The 24639-nt window shown below is 69.0% G+C and carries 20 protein-coding genes; 16 read left to right on the top strand and 4 right to left on the bottom strand.

What is annotated here, in order from left to right; translation table 11 throughout:
* Positions 1-10: 10 nt before the first annotated feature.
* Positions 11-1708, top strand: a complete 1698-nt coding sequence (locus tag J7U46_RS17850) for an ATP-binding protein (protein ID WP_282828269.1) — start codon at positions 11-13, stop codon at positions 1706-1708.
* A 93-nt stretch (positions 1709-1801) separates the two neighbouring features.
* Here J7U46_RS17850 and J7U46_RS17855 read toward each other — a convergent pair whose 3' ends face one another.
* Together J7U46_RS17855 and J7U46_RS17860 are read right to left on the bottom strand one after the other, a co-directional pair.
* A complete protein-coding gene (locus tag J7U46_RS17855) occupies positions 1802-2407 on the bottom strand; it encodes a YdeI/OmpD-associated family protein (protein ID WP_282828271.1) in 606 nt (201 codons plus the stop codon).
* 72 nt (positions 2408-2479) lie between these two features.
* Positions 2480-3247 carry an SDR family oxidoreductase gene (locus J7U46_RS17860; protein WP_282828272.1) on the bottom strand — a complete coding sequence of 256 codons (768 nt, stop codon included), beginning with the start codon at positions 3245-3247 and terminating at the stop codon, positions 2480-2482.
* 168 nt (positions 3248-3415) lie between these two features.
* On the opposite strand from J7U46_RS17860, the gene J7U46_RS17865 reads away from it, so the two are divergent.
* A complete protein-coding gene (locus tag J7U46_RS17865; protein ID WP_282828274.1) occupies positions 3416-3793 on the top strand; it encodes a rhodanese-like domain-containing protein in 378 nt (125 codons plus the stop codon).
* A gap of 15 nt (positions 3794-3808) precedes the next feature.
* Here the strand turns inward: J7U46_RS17865 and icmF are convergent, their stop codons facing one another.
* A complete protein-coding gene (gene icmF, locus J7U46_RS17870; protein WP_282828277.1) occupies positions 3809-7099 on the bottom strand; it encodes a fused isobutyryl-CoA mutase/GTPase IcmF in 3291 nt (1096 codons plus the stop codon).
* A 188-nt stretch (positions 7100-7287) separates the two neighbouring features.
* Between icmF and J7U46_RS17875 the strand changes: the two genes are divergently transcribed.
* On the top strand, positions 7288-7665 hold the full coding sequence (locus tag J7U46_RS17875) for a hypothetical protein (RefSeq protein ID WP_282828278.1): 378 nt from the start codon (positions 7288-7290) through the stop codon (positions 7663-7665).
* A gap of 43 nt (positions 7666-7708) precedes the next feature.
* Here the strand turns inward: J7U46_RS17875 and J7U46_RS17880 are convergent, their stop codons facing one another.
* Entirely contained in the window at positions 7709-8422 is a 714-nt protein-coding gene (locus J7U46_RS17880; protein ID WP_282828281.1) for a winged helix-turn-helix domain-containing protein, read from the bottom strand.
* 290 nt (positions 8423-8712) lie between these two features.
* Between J7U46_RS17880 and J7U46_RS17885 the strand changes: the two genes are divergently transcribed.
* The 13 genes from J7U46_RS17885 to ccmI are packed head-to-tail and all read left to right on the top strand — an operon-like array spanning position 8713 to position 24510.
* Positions 8713-9606, top strand: coding sequence for a hypothetical protein (locus J7U46_RS17885; protein WP_282828283.1), 894 nt, complete (start codon positions 8713-8715; stop codon positions 9604-9606).
* 49 nt (positions 9607-9655) lie between these two features.
* On the top strand, positions 9656-11428 hold the full coding sequence (locus J7U46_RS17890) for a cytochrome c3 family protein (RefSeq protein ID WP_282828285.1): 1773 nt from the start codon (positions 9656-9658) through the stop codon (positions 11426-11428).
* Positions 11425-15165: a cytochrome c3 family protein gene (locus J7U46_RS17895; RefSeq protein WP_282828287.1), complete on the top strand. Its 3741-nt coding sequence runs from the start codon at positions 11425-11427 to the stop codon at positions 15163-15165. Before J7U46_RS17890 ends, J7U46_RS17895 begins: the two co-directional genes overlap by 4 nt.
* Positions 15156-17633, top strand: a complete 2478-nt coding sequence (locus tag J7U46_RS17900; RefSeq protein ID WP_282828288.1) for a hypothetical protein — start codon at positions 15156-15158, stop codon at positions 17631-17633. The genes J7U46_RS17895 and J7U46_RS17900 overlap by 10 nt, the downstream gene beginning before the upstream one ends.
* The gene (gene ccmA / locus J7U46_RS17905) at positions 17623-18249 is read left to right on the top strand and encodes a heme ABC exporter ATP-binding protein CcmA (protein ID WP_282828290.1); all 627 of its coding nucleotides are present in this window, start codon (positions 17623-17625) and stop codon (positions 18247-18249) included. The genes J7U46_RS17900 and ccmA overlap by 11 nt, the downstream gene beginning before the upstream one ends.
* Positions 18246-18992: a heme exporter protein CcmB gene (gene ccmB / locus J7U46_RS17910; RefSeq protein WP_282828292.1), complete on the top strand. Its 747-nt coding sequence runs from the start codon at positions 18246-18248 to the stop codon at positions 18990-18992. Before ccmA ends, ccmB begins: the two co-directional genes overlap by 4 nt.
* Before the next feature lie 7 nt (positions 18993-18999).
* Positions 19000-19788 carry a heme ABC transporter permease CcmC gene (gene ccmC / locus J7U46_RS17915; protein WP_282828295.1) on the top strand — a complete coding sequence of 263 codons (789 nt, stop codon included), beginning with the start codon at positions 19000-19002 and terminating at the stop codon, positions 19786-19788.
* On the top strand, positions 19785-19946 hold the full coding sequence (gene ccmD, locus J7U46_RS17920; protein ID WP_282828297.1) for a heme exporter protein CcmD: 162 nt from the start codon (positions 19785-19787) through the stop codon (positions 19944-19946). The genes ccmC and ccmD overlap by 4 nt, the downstream gene beginning before the upstream one ends.
* Complete coding sequence (ccmE, locus tag J7U46_RS17925) at positions 19943-20398, top strand: cytochrome c maturation protein CcmE (RefSeq protein WP_282828299.1); 456 nt, start codon at positions 19943-19945, stop codon at positions 20396-20398. Before ccmD ends, ccmE begins: the two co-directional genes overlap by 4 nt.
* Positions 20395-22368: a heme lyase CcmF/NrfE family subunit gene (locus J7U46_RS17930; RefSeq protein ID WP_282828301.1), complete on the top strand. Its 1974-nt coding sequence runs from the start codon at positions 20395-20397 to the stop codon at positions 22366-22368. Before ccmE ends, J7U46_RS17930 begins: the two co-directional genes overlap by 4 nt.
* Positions 22365-22907, top strand: a complete 543-nt coding sequence (locus tag J7U46_RS17935; protein ID WP_282828303.1) for a DsbE family thiol:disulfide interchange protein — start codon at positions 22365-22367, stop codon at positions 22905-22907. The genes J7U46_RS17930 and J7U46_RS17935 overlap by 4 nt, the downstream gene beginning before the upstream one ends.
* Before the next feature lie 2 nt (positions 22908-22909).
* The gene (locus J7U46_RS17940; protein ID WP_282828304.1) at positions 22910-23359 is read left to right on the top strand and encodes a cytochrome c-type biogenesis protein; all 450 of its coding nucleotides are present in this window, start codon (positions 22910-22912) and stop codon (positions 23357-23359) included.
* Positions 23356-24510: a c-type cytochrome biogenesis protein CcmI gene (gene ccmI / locus J7U46_RS17945; protein WP_282828306.1), complete on the top strand. Its 1155-nt coding sequence runs from the start codon at positions 23356-23358 to the stop codon at positions 24508-24510. Before J7U46_RS17940 ends, ccmI begins: the two co-directional genes overlap by 4 nt.
* Positions 24511-24639 lie beyond the last annotated feature (129 nt).

Here is a 24639-nt window from a genome sequence, read left to right on the forward strand (position 1 = left end):
AGTAGCGGCTATGCAAGCAGAGCAGCAAGGACCGAAGTCGCCCGAGCGGCGCAGCGTGGCACGAGGTAGCGCCGTGATCAGCCGGCGCCAGCGCAGCCACCAGCATGGCCTCGCATTGGCCAGGCAGGCCCAGGCACAAAGCGAGTTGGTGGCGCGGCTGATCGCCGACCACGTGCCTGGCCGCATCGGCTACTGGGACGCCCAGCTGCGCTGCCGCTTTGCCAACAGCGGCTACCACGAGTGGTTCGGCCTGCCGTCCGACCAGATCCTCGGCAAGCGCATGAGTGAGCTGTTCGCGCCGGAAGACTGGGCCCTGATCGAACCCAATGTGCGGGCGGCGCTGCGCGGCGAGGCCCAGTCCTTCGAGCGCGAGGTGCGCGGCCGCGCGCCCGACTGGCAATGGGTGCAGTACCTGCCCGACGTGCAGGACGGCCTGGTGCGCGGCTTCGTGGTACTGGCCCTCGATATCAGCCAGCGCAAGCGCGCCGAGCTGGCCCAGCGTGTGCTGAATGCCGAGCTCGAGCACTCGCGCGACCGGGCCGAGGCTGCCAGCCGGGCCAAGAGCGCCTTCCTGGCCCACATGAGCCACGAAATCCGCACGCCGATGAATGCCATCCTCGGCCTCACGCACCTGCTGCGGCGCGAGGCCCGCGACGAGCTCTCGGCCCGCCGCCTGCGCGACATCGACGGCGCCGCCCAGCACCTGATGCAGATCATCAACGACGTGCTCGACATGTCCAAGATCGAGTCGGGCAAGCTGGAGCTGGAGGAGGTCGAGTTCGAAAGTGCTGCGCTGATCTCGCGCAGCGTGGCCCAGCTCGCGGATGCGGCCACGGCCAAGGGCCTGGCGCTGCAGGTTGACATGGGCAACCTGCCGGCGCGCCTGCGCGGCGACCCGACACGGCTGATGCAGATGCTCCTGAACCTGCTGTCCAACGCAGTCAAGTTCACCGAGCAGGGCGCGATCAGCCTGGCGGCCCAGTGGCAATCGACCGATGCCCAGGGCCTGCACCTGCGCTTCGAGGTGCGCGACAGCGGCATAGGCATCAGCGCCGAGGCCCTGGGCCGGCTGTTCACGCCATTCGAGCAGGCCGACACCTCGAATGCGCGCCGCTATGGTGGCACCGGCCTCGGCCTTGCCATCACCCGCCACCTGGCGCGCAAGATGGGCGGCGAGGCCGGTGTGCACAGCGTGGTGGGGGCGGGCAGCCTGTTCTGGTTCACCGTCTGCCTGAGGCCGGCCGCGCTGCAGCCAGTGGCCCAGGTGCTGGTGGCCCGGGAGGCGCCGCCGCTGGGCGCGCTGGCACCGAGCGAGGCAGAGCGCCTGCTGCGCGAGCGCCATGCCGGCCGCCGCGTGCTGCTGGCCGAGGACGACCCGGTCAATCAAATGGTGGCCTGGTCGCTGTTGCAGGCGGCGGGGCTGGATGTCGACATGGTGGACAACGGCGCCGAGGCCCTGCGCCGCGCCAGCCTGCGGCACTACGACCTGATCCTGCTCGACATGGAGATGCCCGAGATGGACGGCCTGGAAGCGGCCCGCGCGATCCGCCGCCAGACGGCCCATGCGCTGACGCCCATCCTCGCCCTGACCGGCAATGCCTTCGAGGCCGACCGCGAGGCCTGCATGGAGGCCGGCATGGACGACTTCCTGCCCAAGCCGGTGGCGCCCGAGCTGCTTTACAGGAGCTTGCTCAAGCAGCTGGGCTGAGGCCGCACACAGGGCCCGGAAGGGGCCTGTGGCTGCCGAAGGCCCGGACTCGATACAAGAGGCCGGGCCGGGGGAAGCCGCACACAGCCATTCTCAGCACTGCTCGTACTTCCAGTTGCGCCGCTTGCCTTCGGCGATCCACTCGACCGCCTGCACGAGGCGCTTGAGCCGCGTGTCCTCGCGCTTGGCCTCGGTGATCCATTCGATGTATTCGCGCTGGGCGCCGGGCGGGAAGGCGGAAAAATGGGCTGAGGCCTCCTTGTTGGCCTTCAGCGCGGCGGCCAGGTCGCTCGGTACCTCGGCGGGCGGCTTGCGCTCGGCGGGGCGTGCCATGCGGGTGGGCTTCACCCCCTCGTCGATGAGCGCGGCCGCCCGTTTGATCATGGCGCGCAGCTCGCGCTGCGGCGGCAGGTCCTTGAGACTCGCGATGCGGCCGAGCTCGCCCATCGCGCCTTCCTTGCGATGGGCCGGGTCGACCGCCTCGTCGTACCAGAAGCCGAAGGCGCAATGCGCCTTGAAGGCCGACATGCCGGAGAGGATCTTGCCGCCGTAGACCCAGTGCGGGCGGCTCCACTTCATCGTCTCCTCGGCCGTCGGGCAGGCGGCGTGGACCTGGGCGCGCCAGTGGCGCAGCAGCGGCTGGGCGAACTCGGGCGCGGCCTCGATGTAGGCATCGACCCGGGGATCTGTTTGCGGCATGGCGGCGCTTCCGGCTGGTACGACGGCGCCAGCATAGACGCACGGGCCGCGCCGCCCCAGCGTGGGAACCCGCTAGGGCCGGGCCAGGCTGACGGCGCCGTCCACCACCAAGGTGGCGCCGACCACGTAGTCGCCGGCGCGCGAAGCGAGGTAGATGGCGGCGCCGGCCATGTCTTCTTCTGTGCCGATGCGGCCGGCCGGAATACGCGCCGCCACCTCGGCCTCGTGGTCGCGCGCGGCGCGGTTCATCTCAGAGGCGAAGGCGCCGGGCGCGATCGCGCTGACCACGATGTTGTTCTCGATCAGGCGCAGCGCCATGCGCCGGGTCAGGTGGATCAGGCCGGCCTTGCTCGCGGCATAGGAATAGGTCTCCAGCGGATTGACCGAGAGCCCGTCTATCGAGGCGATGTGGATGACCTTGGCCGGCCGGCTCCCGGCCGCGCGAGCCAGCAGGCCATGCAGTGCCTGGGTGAGGAAGAAGGGGGCCTTGAGGTTGAGGTCGACCACCTTGTCCCAACCGCTCTCCGGGAACTCGTCGAAGGGCGCGCCCCAGGCGGCGCCGGCGTTGTTGACCAAGATGTCGAGGCCGTCTTCGCGGCGCGCCAGTTCGGCCGCCAGCGCCTGGGCGCCGGCCACGGTGGACACATCGGCCGGCAGCGCGATGCACTCGCCCAGGTCCGCCAGCTCCGCTGCCGCCGCCACGCAGGCCTCGGCCTTGCGCGCCGAGATGTAGACCTTGGCGCCTTGGCGCAGAAAGCCGGCCGCGATCATCCGGCCTATGCCGCGTGAACCGCCGGTGACCAGGGCCACCCGGCCCTGCAGGGAAAACAGATCGCTCATGGGCTGCACCTCAAGTAGAGCCTGCAGGCTAGCGCCGGGGAAGGCGTGCTGCAGTCGCAAGGGGGACGGGGCGTCGCCTCTGCGACGCGCTGGCGCGGCGCGGCAAACAGGCGTAGAACTGCGTCCAGGGAGTTACACACTGACCGTTTCTCGCCAAGGAGCGCCGCCATGCTCTGGAACGCCAATCTCCTGCCGGCCGAGGGCTTCCAGCCCCTGCCGGACCCTCCCCATCACCACGCCGACCGTCCGGCCGAGCCCGAGCCGCTGCCAGCCCATGCCCTGGTGCTCGATGTGCGCTCCTATGCCGAGTTCATGTCAGGCCATGTGGACGGCGCGCGCTGCCTGCCGCTGCCGCGCCTGATGGAAGACATCGTCCACCTGGTGCCCGATCCGGCCCAGCCCATCGTGCTTTATTGCTCCAGCGGCGCGCGCGCCGAGCAGGCCCTGGGCCAGCTGCGCCGCATGGGCTATCAGGCCTGCAGCAATGGCGGCACACCGCAGCAGCTGGCAGGCCGCATGGGGCGGGAGATGCGGCGCGGGATGTAGGCGCCGCGCCGCCGCTCACATGCTGCGCCGGTACTGCCCGCCCACCTCGAACAGCGCCGAGGTGATCTGGCCCAGCGAGCAGACGCGCACGGCGTCCATCAGCACGTCGAAGACGTTCTTGTTGTCGATCACGGCCTGCTGCAATCGCTTGAGCATGGCCGGCGCGGCGGCGGCATGGCGTTCGTGGAACTCGGCCAGGCGCTTGAGCTGGCTCTGCTTTTCCTCGTCGGTCGAGCGGGCAAGCTCGATCGTCTCCGGCGTGGCATCGCCATGCGGGTTGCGGAAGGTGTTGACGCCGATGATGGGGTACTCGCCGGTGTGCTTGAGCATCTCGTAGTGCATGCTCTCTTCCTGGATCTTGCTGCGCTGGTAGCCGGTTTCCATGGCACCCAGCACGCCGCCGCGTTCGGCGATCTTCTCGAACTCGGCCAGCACCATTTCTTCCACCAGCTCGGTCAGCTCTTCGATGATGAAGGCACCCTGGCTCGGGTTCTCGTTCTTCGCCAGGCCCCATTCGCGGTTGATGATCAGCTGGATCGCCATCGCGCGGCGCACCGATTCCTCGGTGGGCGTGGTGATTGCCTCGTCGTAGGCATTGGTGTGCAGGGAGTTGCAGTTGTCGTAGATCGCGATCAGCGCCTGCAGCGTGGTGCGGATGTCGTTGAAGGCGATCTCCTGTGCATGCAGGGAGCGGCCCGAGGTCTGCACGTGGTACTTGAGCTTCTGCGAGCGCTCGTTGGCGCCGTACTTGTCGCGCATCGCCACGGCCCAGATGCGGCGTGCCACGCGGCCCAGCACCGTGTACTCAGGGTCCATGCCGTTGCTGAAGAAGAACGACAGGTTGGGCGCGAAGTCATCGATGTGCATGCCGCGCGCGAGGTAGGCCTCCACGAAGGTGAAGCCGTTCGACAGCGTCAGCGCCAGTTGCGAGATCGGGTTCGCGCCGGCCTCGGCGATGTGATAGCCGCTGATCGACACCGAGTAGAAATTGCGCACGTTGTGGTGCACGAAGTACTCGGCGATGTCGCCCATCACCTTCAGCGAGAACTCGGTCGAGAAGATGCAGGTGTTCTGGCCCTGGTCTTCCTTCAGGATGTCGGCCTGCACCGTGCCGCGCACATTGGCCAGCACCCAGTCCTTGATCTTGGCGGCTTCGTCGGCCGTCGGTTCACGGCCGTTGTCGGCGCGGAACTTCTCGAGGTTCTGGTCCACGGCCGTGTTCATGAACATGGCGAGGATCGAAGGCGCCGGGCCGTTGATCGTCATCGAGACCGAGGTGGTCGGGCTGCAGAGGTCGAATCCGTCGTACAGCACCTTCATGTCGTCCAGCGTCGCAATGCTCACGCCAGAGTTGCCGACCTTGCCGTAGATGTCGGGCCGCGGTGCCGGGTCGGCGCCGTACAGCGTGACCGAGTCGAAGGCGGTGGACAGGCGCTTGGCCGGCATGCCTTCGCTGACGAGCTTGAAGCGGCGGTTGGTGCGGAAGGCATCGCCCTCGCCGGCAAACATGCGGGTGGGGTCTTCGCCCTCGCGCTTGAAGGCGAACACGCCAGCGGCATAGGGGAAGGAGCCGGGCACGTTCTCCAGCATCAGCCACTTCAGCAGTTCGCCATGGCATTCGTAGGCCGGCAGCACGACCTTCTTGATCTTGGTGCCGGAGAGGCTGGTCGAGACCAGGGCCGTGCGGATTTCCTTGTCGCGGATCTTCACCACGTACTCGTCGCCGGCATAGGCCTTCTGCATGTCGGGCCATTGCTTGAGCAGCTGGTGTGCGTCGGCATCCAGGCGCTGGCTGCGGCTGTCGGCCAGTTCCAGCACGGCGTTGCGGGCGTTCTGCTTGTCGGGGTTGGCTTCCAGCAGCATGCGGGCGCTGGCGTTCAGCTGCTGGATCTCGCGGGCCAAGGCCGCCTGGGCGCGGGCACGCTTCTTGTAGCCGCGCACGGTGTCGGCGATCTCGGCCAGGTAGCGGGTGCGGGCGGCCGGCACGATGGGCGTCTGGTGCGTGCTGTGGCGGGTCGCGGCGATGGGCAGACGGCCTTCCTTCAGCGTGAGTCCCAGCTCGGCGAGGCGCGGCTTCAGCGCTTGGTAGAGCGCGGTGACGCCGTCGTCATTGAAGCGGCTGGCCATGGTGCCGAACACCGGCATCTGCTCGGGGCGGATGGTCCAGGCTTCCTTGTTGCGCTGGACCTGCTTGGCCACATCGCGCAGCGCGTCGAGCGAGCCCTTGCGGTCGAACTTGTTGATCGCCACGAACTCGGCGAAGTCCAGCATGTCGATCTTCTCGAGCTGGCTGGCGGCACCGAACTCGGGCGTCATCACGTACATGGGCACATCGACATGCGGCACGATGGCCGCGTCGCCCTGGCCGATGCCGGAGGTTTCGACGATCACGAGGTCAAAGCCGGCCACTTTGGCGGCGGCGATCACGTCGGGCAGGGCGGCCGAGATTTCGGAGCCGAAGTCGCGCGTGGCGAGGCTGCGCATGTAGACGCGCGGGCCCTGGCCCCAAGGCGAGATCGCATTCATGCGGATGCGGTCGCCCAGCAAGGCGCCACCGCTCTTGCGGCGCGAGGGGTCGATGGAGATGACGGCCACGCGCAGCGCGTCGTCCTGGTCCAGGCGCAGGCGGCGGATCAGCTCGTCGGTCAGGCTCGATTTGCCGGCGCCGCCGGTGCCGGTGATGCCTAGCACGGGGGTCTTGATGCCCTTGGCGACCGATTGCAGCTGGGCGATGACGCCGGCATCGGCCTTGCCGTTCTCCAGTGCCGTGATCAGCTGGGCGAGCGAACGCCAGGCGGCCTCGGTATGGCCCTGGATCGCAGCCACGAAGGTGGGCGCATCGGCCGTGAAGTCCTGGTCGGACTTCATCACCATCTCGCCGATCATGCCGGCGAGGCCCATGCGCTGGCCGTCCTCGGGGCTGAAGATGCGCACGCCGTGGTCCGACAGGTCACGGATCTCGGCCGGCACGATCACGCCGCCGCCGCCGCCGAAGACCTGGATCTTGTCGCCGCCGCGTGCTTTCAGCAGCTCGACCATGTACTTGAAGTACTCGACATGGCCGCCCTGGTAGGAGCTGATGGCGATGCCTTGCGCGTCTTCCTGCAGGGCGGCGGTGACCACCTCGTCCACCGAGCGGTTGTGGCCCAGGTGGATGACCTCGGCGCCCATGCTCTGCAGGATGCGCCGCATGATGTTGATCGCCGCGTCATGGCCGTCGAACAGGCTGGCCGCCGTGACGAAGCGAACCTTGTTCTTGGGGCGGTACTCAGCAAGCGCCTTGTATTCGGCGGACAGGTCGGTCATGGGGCAGTCTCCGTTGTCGGCGCAGGCGGGCGCTGTGCCGGTTCTATCAGCAAGTTGGGCGCGATTCTAGGGTTGATTGACGTTTACGTAAACGTAAGCTGGCGACAAGGCCTGCGCCGGAATGGGAGGGAGCGGGGCTTGGTTCTCGGCCAGAATCGCCGCACTTCACTTCATCCCAAGGACCGCCCATGAAGCTCGCCCGCCGTCACCTGTTCGCCCTCGCCACGCTGTTCGCTGCGGCCTTGCCGGCCCAGGCGCATGAGGTTGATTGCAAGGGCAGCACCGGCATCGAGCTGGCCCGCTGCGAGCGCCATGCCAAGGTGGCGGCCCAGTGCGGCAAGTTCACGGGCGAGGCGCACCATGCCTGCGATCGCGACTACCTGCTCGCCAACCCGCTGGACTGCAAGGCCTTCACCGGCGACGAGGTTCAGCAATGCAAGGCCGAGATCGGGGCCATCGAGACCTGCAAGGCCAAGCCGGCCGGCCGCGAGTTCATGCAGTGCGTGAAGGCCGATGCCAAGGCCAGCCCGATGGGTGGCAACAAGCCGGCAGCAACCAAGCCGTGATGCGGCCCCGCGCCGCGCGTATCCGGGGCTGAACGCCCGAAGCTCAGAGCGTGGTCGGGGCGTCGCCCGTCGGGCAAAGCCGGTAGCCGCGCGCGCGGAGCGTTTCTATCCAGCCGGGGCCGATCTTGCGTCGCAGTGCGTGAATGTGCACGTCGATGGCATTGCTGCCCAGCTCTTCGCCCCAGCGGTACAGCTGGTCCTCGATCTGCGCGCGCGGTACCAGGTCGCCCTGGGCCTCGACCAGCATGCGCAGCAGCTCCAGTTGGCGGCCCTGCAATGGGGTCACGCGGCCCTGGCAGATCGCGCGGCCCTGCGAGAGGTCCAGCAGCATGGGCCCGCAGCGCTTCAGGGCTTGCAGATTGCCGGCCTGTCCCGCCTGCAGCGACTCGACCCAGTCCGCCAGCTGGCAGGTCTCGTAGGGCTTGAGCACAAAGGCGTCACCGCTCGGCCAGCTGCGGCAGTCGAGCAGCAGGGGCAGCTCGACGGCATCGCACCAGTGCACCGTGGGCAAAGGGGCGGGGCGGTAGTCGGGCCAGGCTTCCAGCGTCCACTGGCTGTCTATCACCTGGACACTGGCCGTGGGCGGCGGCGGGCTGAAGGCATGAAACCAGCTGTTGGCGTGGCTGACGATCCAGCCCTGCGCGGCCATGCGGTCGCCCAGCGCCAGGCCCAAGGAGGCATCGGGGCTGGCGATCCAGACATGCTGGGCACGCCGGCTGGCGGCGGTGGCGGGAGGAACTGCTTCGGCAGGGGGCATGGTCGGCCAAGCCTGATGGCCATGCCTTAAGTCAGCATGAAGTTCGGCGCCGGGTGTTTTCCCGGGCGGCGCGGCTTCAGCCGGGCTTCAGCTGGCGGGCCAAGCATCGCCGCCAGGCGTTCCTGGGCTCGCCGAGCCGCGCCTGCAAACCTGCATGCCCCTCGTCCCACTTTGTACAGCCGACTGCGTCGCCGCTGCCTATCTCCTTGCTGCGGCGCGAGTGCAACGCGGTTTTACATCTGCTCACGCGCTTAATGCAGGCCGCGTCGGTCGTCTTCAGACTGCCTGACATGTCCAGCAAGTCCAGTCTGCTCCTCTCTGCCGCGCCGCTGCGCACGGCTGCCGTGTCGCCGCGCCAGCGCGAGCGCCTGCTCTATGCCGCCATCGCCGCCTTGGTGCTCGGCGCCTGGTGGCTGGTGCGCAGCACCGGCCTCAAGGCCGCCTCCGACCTGGGCTACTGGCTCGGGGTGGCCGGCGGCGTCAGCATGCTGCTGCTGTTCGCCTATCCGCTGCGCAAGCGCGTGAAGCTGATGCAGCGCTGGGGCGCGGCCAAATGGTGGTTCGCGGTCCACATGGTGCTGGGCATTGCCGGGCCGGTGCTGATCCTCGTGCATTCGACCTTCCAGATCGGCTCGCTCAACGCCGGCGTGGCGCTGTACAGCATGCTGATCGTGGCCGGCAGCGGCGTGGTCGGTCGCTTCCTCTACCTGCGCACGCACCGCGGCCTCAGCGGCGAGCTGGAAGGCCTGGCTGCCTTGCAGCGCGAGCTGGGCCTGCAGCACGACGGCCTGCACCAGTCGCTGGCCTTTGCGCCATCCGTGGAGCAGGCGCTGATTGACTTCGAGCAAGGCGCGCTGCGCACGCCCGGCCCCTGGCAGCGCCACTTGCAACCCTTTGTGTGGATGCCCTGGCGGCGTTGGCAAGTCCGGCGCGCCTGTCTGCGGGCCTTGAAGCAGGCGCTGCGCGAGCGCGCACGCGCCAAGGACTGGGGCCCCAACCGCCTGCGTGCCGAGTACCTGCCACTGCGCGAGCGCGTGCAGGCCTATCTGGCGGCCGTGCAGCGTGTGGCCCAGTACGACAGCGCCACGCGGCTGTTCTCGCTCTGGCATGTGCTGCATGTGCCCTTCGTCTACCTGATGGTGCTGTGCGCGATCGCGCATGTCATCGCCGTTCACGCCTACTAGAAGAGATGCACGATGCAGCAGTCAGGCATCGAGGACCGGAGCAGCGCCCATGAGCCGCCTGGCAGTGTTCATGGCGCTGCTGCTCGCGCTGTGCTGGCCAGCGCTGGCCGGCGCGCAGAGCATGGAATCGGTGCTCTCGCCCGGCACGCTTTCCAAGGCCCACGCCAAGTGGGACGAGAGCTGCCGCAGCTGCCACACGCCCTTCGACCGCAAGGCCCAGGACAAGCTCTGCGCCGACTGCCACAAGGACATCGCCCGCGACCTGGGCGAGCACACGGGCTTGCACGGCCGACTCAAGGCCGGGCAGAGCTGCCGCGGCTGCCACACCGAGCACCGGGGGCGTGAGATGAACATCGCGCCGCTCGACACCAAGGCCTTCGACCACAAGCAGACCGACTTCCTGCTGCGGGGCAAGCACGCCGACACCGACTGCACCAAGTGCCATGCACCAGGCAGGAAGTACAGCGCCGCCGCCCATGACTGCCTGAGCTGCCACAAGAAGGACGACGTCCACAAGGCGGCCCTCGGCGCCAAGTGCGAGAACTGCCACGACGAGCGCAACTGGCGCGACACCCGCTTCGACCACAGCACGACCCGCTTCGCGCTCAACGGTGCCCATGCGCCGGCCAAATGCGAGTCCTGCCACAAGACGCGCGAATACAAGGAGACGCCGCGCGACTGTGTGGCCTGCCATCGCAAGGACGACAAGCACAAGGCCCAGTTCGGCGACAAGTGCGAGAGCTGCCACGGCGAGAAGCGCTGGCGTGACATCGGCTTCCGCCATGACGTCGACACCAAGTACCTGCTGCGCGACAAGCACCGCGACGTGCGCTGCACCAGCTGCCACACCGGAGCGCTCTACAAGGAGAAGACGCCGACCGACTGCGCCAGCTGCCACAAGAAGGATGACAAGCACAAGGGCACGCTCGGTGCGGACTGCAGCAGCTGCCACAGCGAGAAGGGCTGGAAGGAAGTGCAGCGCTTCGACCATGACCGCACGGCCTTCCCGCTGCTCGGTCGGCATGTGAAGCCGCGCTGCAACGACTGCCACCAGAGCCTCGTGTATCGCGAGGTGCAGACCACCTGCGTGGGCTGCCACAAGAAGGACGACAAGCACGAGAAGACGCTGGGCGAGCGCTGCGCCGACTGCCATACCGAGAGCGACTGGAAGGCGCCGCGCTTCGACCATGGACGCACCCGCTTCGCGCTCAAGGGCGCCCATGCCAAGACCGAGTGCCGCGACTGCCACCGCGATGTGCGCAGCTACCGCGACACGCCGAGCAGCTGCATCAGCTGCCACAAGAAGGACGACAAGCACGAAGCCCAGCTCGGCGAGCGCTGCGACAGCTGCCACGATGAGCAGCGCTGGAAGCTGGCGCGCTTCGACCACAACCGGGCCCGCTTCGCGCTGGCCGGTGCGCACCTGGCCGTCGAGTGCAAGGCCTGCCACCAGAGCCTGCGCTACCGCGACACGCCGCGTGACTGCCTCAGCTGCCACAAGAAGGACGACCGCCACAAGGCGCGTCTCGGCCCGGCCTGCGACAGCTGCCACAACGTGCGCGCCTGGCGGCTCTGGCGTTTCGACCATGAGCGCCAGACCGACTACCCGCTGACCGGCGCCCACCAGAAGGTGGCGTGCGAGGGCTGCCATCGCGAGCCCGCACCGGCAGGCCGCAAGACGGCGCCGCTCGGCCGCGACTGCATCAGCTGCCACCAGAAGGACGATGTCCACGACCGCAGCTTCGGACCCCGATGTGACAGCTGTCACCAGACCACGCGCTGGAACCAGGTCCGCCACACCGCACCAGGAGCCCGCCAATGAAAGCCCTGCATTGGATCCTCGGCCTGCTGCTGTGGCTGTCGCAGACGCTCGCTGGCGCGGCCAGCAACGACTTCGACCACCTGCGCACCGGCTTTGCGCTCACGGGTTCGCACCAGAACCAGCGCTGCGAAAGCTGCCACATCGGCGGTGTGTTCAAGGGCACGCCGCGCGATTGCGACTCCTGCCATACCAGCGGCGCCCGCTTTGCCAAGACCAACACGGTCAAGCCCGCCAATCACATCCCGACCAGCCAGAGCTGCGACAGCTGCCACAACACCCGCAGCTTCACCGGCGCCAAGATGAACCACAGTGGCGTCGGCAGCGGCAATTGCGCCAGCTGCCACAACGGCGCCATCGCCAGCGGCAAGCCCAGCGACCACGTGCTGACCAGCCTGTCCTGCGACAGCTGCCACCGCACCAGCGCCTGGAAGCCGCTGTCGGCCTTCAACCATGCCGGCGTGGCGCCCGGCACCTGCGCGACCTGCCACAACGGCAGCAAGGCCACGGGCAAGCCGGCCAATCACACGCCCTACACCGGTGTGGCCTCGCTCGCCTCATTGGCCTGCGACAGCTGCCACAAGGCCGGCTTCACGGCCTGGACCCCCGCCAAGCTGCACACCAGCGTGGCGGTGACCGAGGGCTGCGCCAGCTGCCATGCGGCCCTCAAGCCAGCCAATGCGGTGCATGCGGGCCAGACCGTCTGCGAGAGCTGCCACAAGAGCACCAGCAGCTGGGGCGGCGCCAAGGTCGACCATGCGAGCTTCAATGCCTCGACCAACTGCGCCAGCTGCCACAACGGCAGCAGTGCCACCGGCAAGCCCGGTCAGCACATTCCCACGGGCAGCGCCAATTGCAGCAGCTGTCACAGCACCGGCAGCTGGAAACCGAGCAAGTGGAACCACACGCAGCTGCCCGTCAGCAACCAGTGCGCCAGCTGCCATTCGGGTGCCTTCCCGCCGGCTGACGGCAAGCCCGCCGCGCACACGCCCTACACGGCCGTGGCCTCGCTCGCGGCACTGAACTGCGACAGCTGCCACAAGGCCGGCTTCACCGCCTGGGCGCCGGCCAAGCTGCACACCAGCGTGGCGGTGAGCGAGGGCTGCGCCAGCTGCCATGCGGCGAGCAAGCCCAACACGGCGATCCACGCCGGCCAGACCGTCTGCGAAAGCTGCCACAAGAGCACCAGCAGCTGGAACACGGCCAAGGTCGACCACAGCACGTTCAACGCCTCAACGAACTGCACCAGCTGCCACAACGGCGCCAGTGCGACGGGCAAGTCCGCCACCCACATCCCGGTGGCCTCGACCAACTGCATCAGCTGCCACACGACGTCCAGCTGGAAGCCGAGCAAGTGGAACCACACGCAGCTGCCGGTGAGCAATCAATGCGCCAGCTGCCACACGGGCGCCTTCCCACCGGCCGATGGCAAGTCGGCCAGCCACACGCCCTACCAGCTGGTGCCTGCCCTCGCGGCTGCGAACTGCGACAGCTGCCACAAGGCGGGCTTCGTGGCCTGGGCGCCGGCCAAGCTGCACAGCAGCGTGGCGGTGACCAGCAACTGCTCGACCTGCCACTTGAGCGTGCGGCCGAGCAATGCCACGCACAGCGGCCAGACCGTCTGCGAGAGCTGCCACAAGAGCACCAGCAGCTGGAGCACGGCCAAGGTTGATCATGGCACGTTCAACGCGGCCACCAATTGCGCCAGCTGCCACAACGGCAGCGGCGCGACCGGCAAGTCGGCCAACCACGTCCCGGTGGGCTCGACCAACTGCATCAGCTGCCACAGCACGGGCAGCTGGAAGCCGAGCAAGTGGAACCACACGCAGTTGCCGGTGACCAGCCAATGCGCCAGCTGCCACAGCGGCGCCTATCCGCCGGCCGATGGCAAGCCCGCCACGCACACGCCCTACCAGCTCGTGTCCACGCTGGCCTCGGCGAACTGCGACAGCTGTCACAAGGCCGGCTACACGGCCTGGGCACCGGCCAAGCTGCATGCCAGTGTCTCCGTCACCACGAGTTGCTCGACCTGCCACCTGAGCGCGCGCCCCGGCAATGCCACGCACGCCGGCCAGACCGTTTGCGAGAACTGCCACAGGAGCACCAGCAGCTGGACTGGCGCCAAGGTGGACCACAGCGGCTTCACCGTGGCCACCAATTGCGCCAGCTGCCACAACGGCAGCAGTGCGACCGGCAAGCCGGCCGCCCACATCCCGGTGGCGGCCACCAACTGCATCAGCTGCCACTCGACCAGCAGCTGGAAGCCGACGAAGTGGAACCACACGCAGCTGCCGGTCACCAGTCAATGCGCCAGCTGCCACACGGGTGCCTTCCCGCCGGCCGATGGCAAGCCGGCCACGCACACGCCCTATCAGCTGGTGGGCACGATCGCGGCCTCCAACTGCGACACCTGCCACAAGGCCGGCTATGCCTCGTGGACGCCGGCCAAGCTGCACAGCAGCGTGACCGTCACGAACAGCTGCTCGACCTGCCACCTGAGCGTGCGCCCGGCCACCACGATCCATGCGGGCCAGACCGTCTGCGAGAACTGCCACAAGAGCACCAGCAGCTGGGTCGGTGCCAAGGTCGATCACAGCGGCTTCACCACGGCCACCAACTGCTCGACCTGCCACAACGGCAGCAGTGCGACGGGCAAGCCGGCGGTGCACATCCCGGTGGGCACGACCAACTGCATCAGTTGCCACACCACGGCCAGCTGGAAGCCGACGAAGTGGAACCACACGCAGCTGCCGGTGACCAGCCAGTGCGCCAGCTGCCACAGCGGGGCCTATCCGCCGGCTGATGGCAAGCCGGCCACCCACACGCCCTATCAACTGGTGGGCACGATCGCGGCGGCCAACTGCGACACCTGCCACAAGGCCGGCTATGCCTCGTGGACACCGGCCAGGCTGCACGCCAGCGTGACGGTCACGAACAGCTGCTCGACCTGCCACCTGAGCGTGCGCCCGGCCACGACCATACACGCCGGCCAGACGGTCTGCGAGAACTGCCACAAGAGCACCAGCACCTGGACCGGGGCCAAGGTGGATCACAGCGGCTTCACCGTCGCCACCAACTGCGCCAGCTGCCACAACGGCAGCACCGCCACCGGCAAGGCCGCCAGCCACATGCCGGTGGGCACGACCAACTGCATCAGCTGCCACACGACCGCGGCCTGGAAGCCGACCAAGTGGAACCACACCCAGGTCACGGTGGTGAACCAGTGCGGCACTTGCCACAGCGGCGCCTACCCGCCGGCCGATGCCAAGCCTGCCGGCCACATCCCCTACCAGTCGCTCAGCGGCGCCGTGATCACCAACTGCGACACCTGCCACAAGGCTGGCTATGCCAGCTGGGCCGGCGGCCGTTTCCACGCCAACGTCAGCATCACCGGCCAGTGCAAGACTTGCCACAACGGCAGCTACACCTCGCAGGGCGCCACGGCCAAGCCGAGCAACCACATTCCCGAGAACCAGCTGCTCAACGGCGCGGCGATGGAATGCAGCGCCTGCCACACCAGCGTGACCACCTGGACCCAGAAGATGAACCACAACGCCTCGATGGGCAGTGGCGCCGGCTGGTGCAAGAGCTGCCATGCCACCGGCACGGCCTACCTGGGCAACATGGAGCGCAAGTCCCTGACCCACCGCACCAAGACACCGGTGCCCACCGACTGTTCCGAGTCCGGCTGCCATCGCCCGCTCGGCAACAAGGGCACCCCCTACACGAAATGGGACTGATGAACGCCATGACGATGCGGCGCCTGCTGGCGGCCGCCACCCTCGCCCTGTGCAGCGCCGCGAGCCAGGCCCAGCTGATCGACGACGTGGAGCTGCGCCGTCAGGGCGACGATGCCCTGGTTGTCGTGCGCTTCGTGACGCCACTGCAGTTCCAGCGCAATGTGGCGGCCCGCAGCGGCGACCTGGGCCAGGTCTATTACGAGCTGCTGCCCACGCGCGACGCGCTGAACCTGATCACGGCCGAGCGCCGGCTCACCACACCGGCCGGCGCGCCGCTCCTGATCGTGACCGACGAGAGCGCGGGCGGCACCGAGCGCAGCCGCAAGCTGGTGCTGCGCTTCTTCGGCGAGACACCCTACCAGGCCCGCGCCGGCGCGGGCAACCGCAGTATCGAGCTGCTGCTGCGTGGCAAGGGCAGCCTGCTGGCCGAGTCGGTGGCGCCCGCCGCCGCACCGCGACCGGCGGCATCGGCGGCATCAGCGGGATCCGCTGGATCAGCCGGCGTGACCCTGCTGCTGCAACAGCTGGCGGGCGACGATGCCGGCCAGGCCGTGCCCGTGCTCTTGCAGAGCTACACCGTTCTGGTGCGCAGCCGCCAGGTCGAGGGCCGACCGCTGCGCGAGACGCTGGTGACTGGCATTGCCAGCGAGGCCGAGGCCCGCTCGCTGATCGCTGCCCTGAAGTCGCGCTTCCCGCAGGTGGCCATCGATACCGCGCCGTCCAACGCCGAGACCCAGGCCGCCACCGCGCCGCTCGCCACCGCACCGCAAATGCCTGCGGCGCTCGGCGAGGCCGATGAGGCCCGTTCCGCCGCGCTGCTGGCTGCGGCCCGCAAGCACAGCGAGGAGGGCGACCACACGGCCGCCATCGTGAGGCTGGAAGAAGTGCTGGCGATGCCGCCGCATGGCCGCACGGCCGAGGCGCAGGAGCTGATCGCCCAGGCCCGCTGGCGCCAGGGCGACACCGAGCGAGCGCGCGCCGAGTTCGAGCTGTACCTGAAGCTTTATCTGAAGGGTGAGGGCGCCGGCCGGGCAAGGGAGGCGCTGCTGACGCTGGCGCCTCCACCGACGCCGGTGCTGGCGCCGGTCGGTGCGGACGGCAAGGCCGCAGCAACGACCACGCTCAGCGGCTCGCTGTCGAGCTTCTATTACGGGGGGCAGTCCAAGATCCGCACGCAGGACTTCCAGGACTCGCCGCTGGGCGGCCTGCCCGAGCTGGTCAGCGACGCCTCGCTGTCGGGCACCGACCAGAAGCAGATCATCTCCAGCGTCGACGTGAACTGGCGCCGCCGCGATGCGGACAGCGACCTGCGCCTGGTGCTGCGAGATACCTACAGCGCCGACCTGCTGCGCAGTGATCGCAGCAAGAACAAGCTGTCGGCCCTCTATGCCGACTACCGCCTCACGTCGATGGGCCTGAACCTGCGCCTGGGCCGGCAATCGCCCACCGGCGGCGGCGTGATCGGCCGCTTCGATGGTCTGCAGCTGGGCTACAAGTTCGCGCCCAAATGGCGGCTGAGCGGCGTGGTCGGTCAGCCCTCCGATCACCTGCTCGACGCCAAGCGCTACTTCTACGGCACCTCCATCGAGGCCGATGAGTTCCTGGTCAAGGGCCTGGGCGGCAGCCTCTATGCGATCGAGCAGCGCGTCGATGGCCAGGTCGATCGCCGCGCCATCGGCAGCGAGCTGCGCCTGCTGGCCGGCCCGGTCACGGCCCTCGGCCTGCTCGACTACGACCCGCTGCTCAAGGGCCTCAACATCGGCTCGCTGCAGGCCACCTGGCAATGGCAGGACAACACGGTGGTCAATGTGCTGTACGACCGCCGCTCGACGCCGATGCTGATGCTGGGCAACAGCCTGTTCTTCCAGAACCCGGTGCTGCAGGTGCAGGCGCGCACCCTCTACGAGCTGCTGCTGACGCAAAGCCTGCCGCTGCTGCGCCAGCAGGTGCGCGACACCACGGCCTTCAGCACGCAAGGCATGGTTTCGATCACGCGGCCGCTCACGCCGAGCTGGCAGCTGGGCCTGGACCTGCGCCTGACCAATGTCGGCGCGCTGCCGCCGGTGGCCGACATCCTGCCGAGCGGCCAGCCCGGCACCGGCAACATCTGGAGCAGCGGCCTGCAGCTGATCGGCACCAACCTGTACTCGGCGCGCGACACCCATGTGCTGCTGCTGACCCTGCTGCGCGGCCCGAGCTACCGGGGCGAGCTCCTCTCCTACAACAACAGCTCGGCCGTTGGCGAGGGTTGGCTGATGGAGCCCTCGCTGCGCCTGTACCGCCAGCGCGACGACACCGGCACCGACAGCCGCCGCTGGGCGCCGGGCCTGCGTCTGAGCAAGCGCAGCACGGCCAAGCTGGTGCTGGAAGGCGAGCTGAGCATGGAGTTCAGCAAGACCGACGGCCCGCTGCGGCACGAGTCCTCCAACCGCAGCTTCTACTACCTGGGCCTGCGCTATGACCTCTGAGGCGGGTTTGCTGCTGCGCGCCTGCGAGCTGGCCTGCGAGCGCGGTGGCCGCCTGGTCTGCCGCGACCAGAGTCTGACGCTGGCGGTGGGCGGCTCGGTCTGGCTGCGCGGTCGCAATGGCTGCGGCAAGACCAGCCTGTTGCGCGTGCTCGCCGGCCTGGCCCGCCCGGCCCGTGGCGAGCTGTGGCTGGCGCCGCAAGTGCGCAGCCTTTTCGTCGGCCATCAGAACGCCTTGAAGGACGAGCTCACGGTGGCCGAGAACCAGCGCTTCCTCGCGCGGCTGTGCCGGCTCGAACGTGGCGAAGCGGCACTCGATCAAGCACTCAAGACCTGGGGCCTGTGGAGCCGCCGCCACCTGCCGGCGCGTGCCTTGTCACAGGGCCTGCGCCGGCGCCTGTCGCTGTCGCGGCTGAGCCTCGCGGAGGACGCGCGGCTGTGGCTGCTCGACGAGCCTTTCGATGCGCTGGACGGCGAGGGCGTGGCCACGCTGGGCGCGGCGCTGTACGGCCATCGCGCGATGGGCGGTGCCTGTGTGCTGAGCAGCCATCTGCCGCTGGGCTTTGACCGCCTGCCGCAGCTGGAGCACTGGGTCGAGGCGCGGGGAGCGGGCGCATGAAGCGCGACGAAGCCCTGACGCTGAGGATGCCGGCACCCATCCGGCCCGCCCGACCCGAGCCGCACCCATCCCGCGAGCCCTCGCTGGCCTGGGCGCTGCTGCAGCGCGACCTGCGGCTGGCGCTGCGCCGCCGCGGCGAGGCGCTGTTGCCACTCGGCTTCTTCGGTGTGATCGCCGGCCTGCAACCGCTGGGCATTGGCTCGGATCTGGTGCTGCTGCGCCAGATCGGGCCGGGCCTGATCTGGATGGCGGCCCTGCTCGCGGCCCTGCTGCCGCTGCCGGCCCTCTTTGCCACCGACCAGGCCGACGGCACGCTGGACCAGCTGATGCTCAGCGGCGAGCCGCTGTGGCTGCTCGCGCTGGCCAAGTCTGCTGCCCATTGGCTGGTCAGCAGTGCGGCGCTCGTGCTGCTCGCGCCGCTTCTGGGCCTGCTCTATGGCCTGAGCGGCGAAGCCCTGCTCGTGCTGGTGGCCGGCCTCCTGATCGGAACGCCGGTGCTGAGCCTTGTTGGCACGCTCGGCGCGGCGCTGACCACGGGCGTGCGCAGCGCCGGTGCGCTGATCCTGCTGCTGGTCCTGCCGCTGCTGGCGCCGGTGCTGATCTTCGGCGCGGGCGCCGTGCAGGCCGTGCTGGCCGGGCAGAGTGCTGCACCCCATCTTTCGCTGCTCGGTGCCGAGGCCTTGTTCGCCCTGGTCGGCAGCCCCTTTCTGACGGCGCAGGCCCTGCGCATCGCCCAGGAGTGAACCCACGATGAACACCTCCGCCACGCTGCGCCCGCCCTGGCGCCTCTTCAGCCTCGCGGCACCGTCCAGCTTCTACCGCGCCACCGAGGCGCTGGCGCCGCTGCTCTGGGCTGCCTGCCTGGTGCTGGCGGCCGTGGCCCTGTGGATGGGCTTCGTCGTCGCGCCCACCGATGCCACACAGGGCGAGGCCTACCGCATCATCTACCTGCATGTGCCGGCGGCCTGGCTGTCCATGGTGCTTTACGTGGCGATGGCCTTCTGGGCCCTGCTCGGCTGGGCCTGGAACGTGCGCATGGCGGCGATGCTGGCGCGCGCCATCGCGCCCACCGGCGCGCTGTTCACCGTGATCGCGCTGTGGACCGGCGCGGCCTGGGGCAAGCCGACCTGGGGCACCTGGTGGGTCTGGGATGCGCGGCTGACCAGCGAGCTGATCCTGCTCTTCCTCTACCTCGGCTACCTGGCCCTGGTTGCCAGCATCGAGGACACGCGCCGCGCCGACCAGGCCGGCGCTCTGCTGGCGCTCGTCGGCGCCATCAATGTGCCGGTCATCTACTTTTCGGTGCGGTGGTGGAACACGCTGCACCAGGGGGCCACGATCAGCGCGACGGCCGCGCCCAAGATGGCCAGCACCATGCTCACCGCCATGCTGCTGATGACGCTGGCCTGCTGGGCCTATGCCTTTGCCGTCGTCTTCGCGCGGGCCCGTGCCATCGCGCTGGAGCGCGAGTCCGATCACCAATGGGTCCGCCAGCTGCAGGCTGAGCAGGGCCCGCAACGCCACCGCCACGAATCATGAGCAGCTTGCAAACCCTGATCGATCTGGGCGGCTACGGCCGCTACGTCTGGCCGGCCTATGGCCTGAGCCTCCTGCTGATGTTGGTGGAGCCTTGGCTCTTGCGCCGGCGCCTGGCGCGCGCGCTGGCACCGCGCCAGGACGGGGAGGGCGAGGCATGAAGGCGCGCAACAAGCGGCTCCTCCTGGCGGCGGGCGCACTCGCCCTGCTGGGCCTCGCAGCCGCCCTGGTGATGAATGCCTTCCGCAGCAACCTGGTGTTCTTCTATTCGCCGAGCCAGGTGCAGGCCGGCGAGGCGCCGCAGGGCCGGCTGTTCCGCATCGGCGGCCTGGTGGAGGCCGGCAGCGTGAAGCGCGATGGCGTGGTCGTGAGCTTCCGCGTCACCGACACCACGCATGCCATGGTGGTGGACTACCAGGGCATCCTCCCGGACCTGTTCAAGGAGGGCAAGGGCGTGGTGGCCCAGGGCCGGCTGCAGGGCGATGGCCGTTTCGTCGCGCAGGAAGTGCTGGCCAAGCATGACGAGAACTACATGCCGCCCGAGGCCGCTGAGGCACTGGAGCGTGCGCGCAAGGGCGGCAGCCTGAAGACTTCGTCGGTGGGCGCGCCATGAGGGTCGAACTGGGACACCTCGCCCTGTGGCTGGCGCTCGCGGCGACGCTGGTGCAGTCGCTACTGCCGCTGTGGGGCCTGCAGCGCGGCCGGGCCGAGCTCGCGGCGCTGGCGCGGCCGCTGGCCCGGCTGATCGCCGGCCTGGTGGCTTTCTCTTTTGTGATGCTGACGCTCAGCTTCGTGGCCAATGACTTCAGCGTGCTCTACGTGGCCGAGCATTCCAACACCGCGCTGCCGCTGGCCTACAAGATCGCTGGCGTCTGGGGCGGCCACGAGGGCTCGCTGCTGCTGTGGCTCTTGATGCTGCAGCTCTGGACCCTGGCGGTGGACCGCTTCAGTGCCCGCCTGCCCGAGCCGCTGGTGACGCGCTTGCTGGTGGTGCTGGCCTGGGTGGCGCTCGGCTTCCTGCTCTTCATGCTGCTGACCTCCAACCCCTTCGAGCGCTTGATACCCGCTGCGCCCGACGGCCGCGACCTGAACCCGCTGCTGCAGGACCCTGGCATGGTCATCCATCCGCCCATGCTCTACATGGGCTATGTGGGCTTCTCGGTGGCCTTCGCCTTCGCCATCGCGGCGCTGCTGAGCGGCGAACTGGATGCGCAATGGGCCCGCTGGACGCGCCCCTGGACCACGGCGGCCTGGGTCTTCCTCACGCTCGGGATCATGCTCGGCAGCTGGTGGGCCTATTACGAGCTGGGCTGGGGCGGCTGGTGGTTCTGGGACCCGGTGGAGAACGCCTCCTTCATGCCCTGGCTGGTGGGCACGGCCCTGATCCATTCGCTGGCCGTGACCGAGAAGCGTGGTGCCTTCAAATCCTGGACCGTGCTGATGGCCATCCTCGCTTTCTCGCTGTCCCTGCTCGGCACCTTCCTCGTCCGCTCGGGCGTGCTGAGCTCGGTCCATGCCTTTGCGTCGGACCCGAAGCGCGGGCTCTTCATCCTGGCCTTCCTGGGCGTCACCGTGGGTGGTGCGCTCGCGCTCTATGGCTGGCGCTCGGGCAAGGTGGGCCTCGGGGCCCGCTTCGAGCTGCTGTCGCGCGAGACGGCCTTGCTGGCCAACAACGTGCTGCTGCTGGTGGCCACGGCTGCCGTGCTGCTGGGCACGCTGTACCCACTGGTGCTCGATGGACTCGGCCTCGGCAAGATCTCGGTGGGCGTGCCTTACTTCGAGGCGGTCTTCGTGCCGCTGACGGCGCCGCTGCTGTTCCTGATGGCCGTGGGTCCGCTGCTGCGCTGGAAGGCCGCCGAACTGCCTCCGCTGCTGCTGCGCCTGCGCTGGGCCGCCTTGGTGGCGGTGCTGGCCGGCGTGGGCAGCACCTGGGCGGCCGGCCGCATCGGCTGGCAGGCGGCGCTGGGGCTCACGGCGGCGTTCTGGATTGTTGGCGGCGTGCTCACCGACGCCTGGCCCCGAGGCGCGACCTGGCCTGAGCGCTGGCGCCAACTGGCCGCGCAGCCGCGTGGCGCCTGGGGCATGTGGCTGGCCCATGCCGGCGTGGCCGTGTTCATCATCGGCGTGGTGATGGTCAAGGGCTACGAGCAGGAGCGCGATGTGCGCGTGCGGCCCGGCGACACGGTGAGCTTCGAGCACCTCAGCTTCCGCTTCCTCGGCGTGGAAGACGTGCAAGGTCCCAACTACCTGGCGGCGCGCGGCACGGTCGAAGCCTGGCGTGGCGAGAAGCGCGTGGCCGTGATGCAGCCGGAGAAGCGCATCTATCGCGTGCAGCAGAACCCGATGACCGAGGCCGCGATCCACACGGGGCTGCGCGGCGACCTCTATGTCTCGCTGGGCGAAGCCCTGGAGGACGGCTCCTGGACCTTGCGCGTCTACCTCAAGCCCTTTGTCGACTGGATCTGGGGCGGCTGCGTGCTGATGGCCCTGGGTGGCGCCTTGGCCGCCACGGATCGGCGTTATCGACAAGTGATACGCGAACGGCGCCTGGCCGCGTCGCCGATGCAGGAGGGGGTGGCATGAAACCGCTGTTCAGGCATTGGAAGCTTTGGCTGCCCCTGCTGCTGTTTGCCGTGCTGCTCGGCTTCCTGGCGCGCGGCCTTTCGCGCGACCCGCGTGAGGTGCCGAGCCCCTTCATCGACAAGCCGGCCCCGGCCTTGGACCTGCCACGCCTTGATCAGGCCGGGCTGCGCCTGCGCCGCGAGGACCTGCTCGGCCAGGTCTGGCTGCTCAATGTCTGGGCCTCCTGGTGCGTGGCCTGCCGCGAGGAGCACGAGACCCTGCTCGCCTACTCGCGGCGCGGGCGCGTGGCTGTCTACGGCCTCAATTACAAGGACACACGCGCAGCGGGCCAGGAGTGGCTGCGCCGCTTCGGCAACCCCTATGTGGCCTCGGGCTTCGATGACCAGGGCCTCGCGGGTATCGACTGGGGCGTCTATGGCGTGCCCGAGACCTTCGTGATCGACATGGATGGCCGTGTGCGGCTCAAGCACATCGGCCCGCTGACCGAGCAGGTCATCGCCGAGAAGATCGAGCCGCTGCTCGTGCAACTGGGAGTCTGAGGATGAAACGCTGCTGGACGCTCCTGCTGCTGTGCGTGCTGGCCCTGCCCGGGGCCCGGGCTGGCGAGGCTTCACCGCTCGCGGCCGACCCGGCGCTCGAGGCGCGCGTGATGGCCGTGTCCTCGGAACTGCGCTGCCTGGTCTGCCAGAACCAGACCATCGCCGACTCGCATGCGGGCCTGGCCATCGACCTGCGCGAGCAGGTGCGCCAACGCCTGGCGCGGGGCGAGAGCGAGGCCCAGGTGATCGCCTTCATGACCCAGCGCTATGGCGACTTCGTGCTGTACCGCCCGCCGGTCCAGCCCAGCACCTGGCTGCTGTGGTTCGGGCCGGCGCTGCTGCTGTTCGCGGCGCTGGCGGCCCTGCTGCTGCACCTGGCGCGGCGGCGCACCTTGGCCGACGCCGCCTTCGAACCCGACCCCACCGACGACTTCCTGGAACCCCGCCGATGAACCCGAACGACCTGAACCTGCTGCGCCAGCGCATTGAACAACTGGACCAGATGCAGCGCGACGGCCTGCTCTCCGAGGCCCTGCACCAGGAAAGCCGCCAGGCGCTGGAGCGCGAACTGGTGGCGGCAGTGCTGGCCGCACCGGCCGTGACGGCGGCTGCGCCGCGTGCCGGGCTGCGCACCTGGTTGCTGATCGGCGCCGTGGTGGCCGGCCTGGGCGGTGCCGGCTATTGGTGGAGCGGCTCGGCCGAGGCTGGCTGGTCCGGCATGCAGGCGGGTTTGCCCCCTTCGGCCGCGCCGGCGGCCCCGGCCGCTTCGGCGCCGCATGCGCTCGGCAACGAGCAGATGGCGGCCATGGTGCAGAGCCTCGCGGAGCGGCTCAAGACCAGCCCCGACGATGCCGAGGGCTGGGGCATGCTGGCCCGCTCCTACGCCACCCTCGGCCGGCCTGCCGAGGCGCTGCCGGCCTACGAGCGCGCGCTCAAGCTGGCGCCCAAGGATGCGCAGCTGATGGCCGACTATGCCGACACCCTCGCCCTGCAGCAGGGCCGTCAGCTCAGCGGCGCACCGATGGACTGGATACGCAAGGCCTTGCAGGCTGATCCGCGTCAGCCCAAGGCCCTGCTGCTGGCCGGCACCGAGGCCTTCAATCGCAAGGACTACGCCGCCGCACTCAAACACTGGGAGGCCGTGGTGCAGGGTGGCGTGGGGGGCAATCTGGTCGAGCAGGCGCGGGCCGGTGTCGAGGACGCACGCCAGGCGCTCGGTCAGCCGGCGGCCTCCGGCACTGCCCTGCCGGGCCTGGCCAGTGCCCGCGTAGCCGGCCAGATCCGCCTCGCGCCGGCCCTGCTGAAACAGGTGCAGCCGGACGACACGGTGTTCGTGTTCGCCCGCCCGGCCGAAGGCGCGCGCATGCCGCTGGCGATGCTGCGCAAGCAGGTGAAGGATCTGCCGCTTTCCTTCGTGCTCGACGACTCGCTGGCCATGAGCCCGCAGGCCCGCCTGTCCTCGGCGCGCGAGGTCGTGGTCACGGCCCGCATCTCGCGCAGCGGCCAGGCCCAGCCCCAGCCCGGCGACCTGGAGGGCAGCACGGCCGCCGTGGCCGTGGGCAGCGAGCAGCTGAAGTTGGTGATCGCAACGCCAGTGAAGTGACATTGTTCACGGGCGCGACTTCTCGCTTCAGCTGCGCTTCAGGTTCGGCCGGTGTCATGCCCGGCGAGAGAAGAAGAGCTTGCGTTCGATCAAGCCGACCATGAGTTCCAGGGAGCAGATTGAGAAGAT

Source organism: Pelomonas sp. V22 (genome assembly GCF_030014915.1).
Taxonomy (GTDB): Bacteria; Pseudomonadota; Gammaproteobacteria; order Burkholderiales; family Burkholderiaceae_C; genus JAUASW01.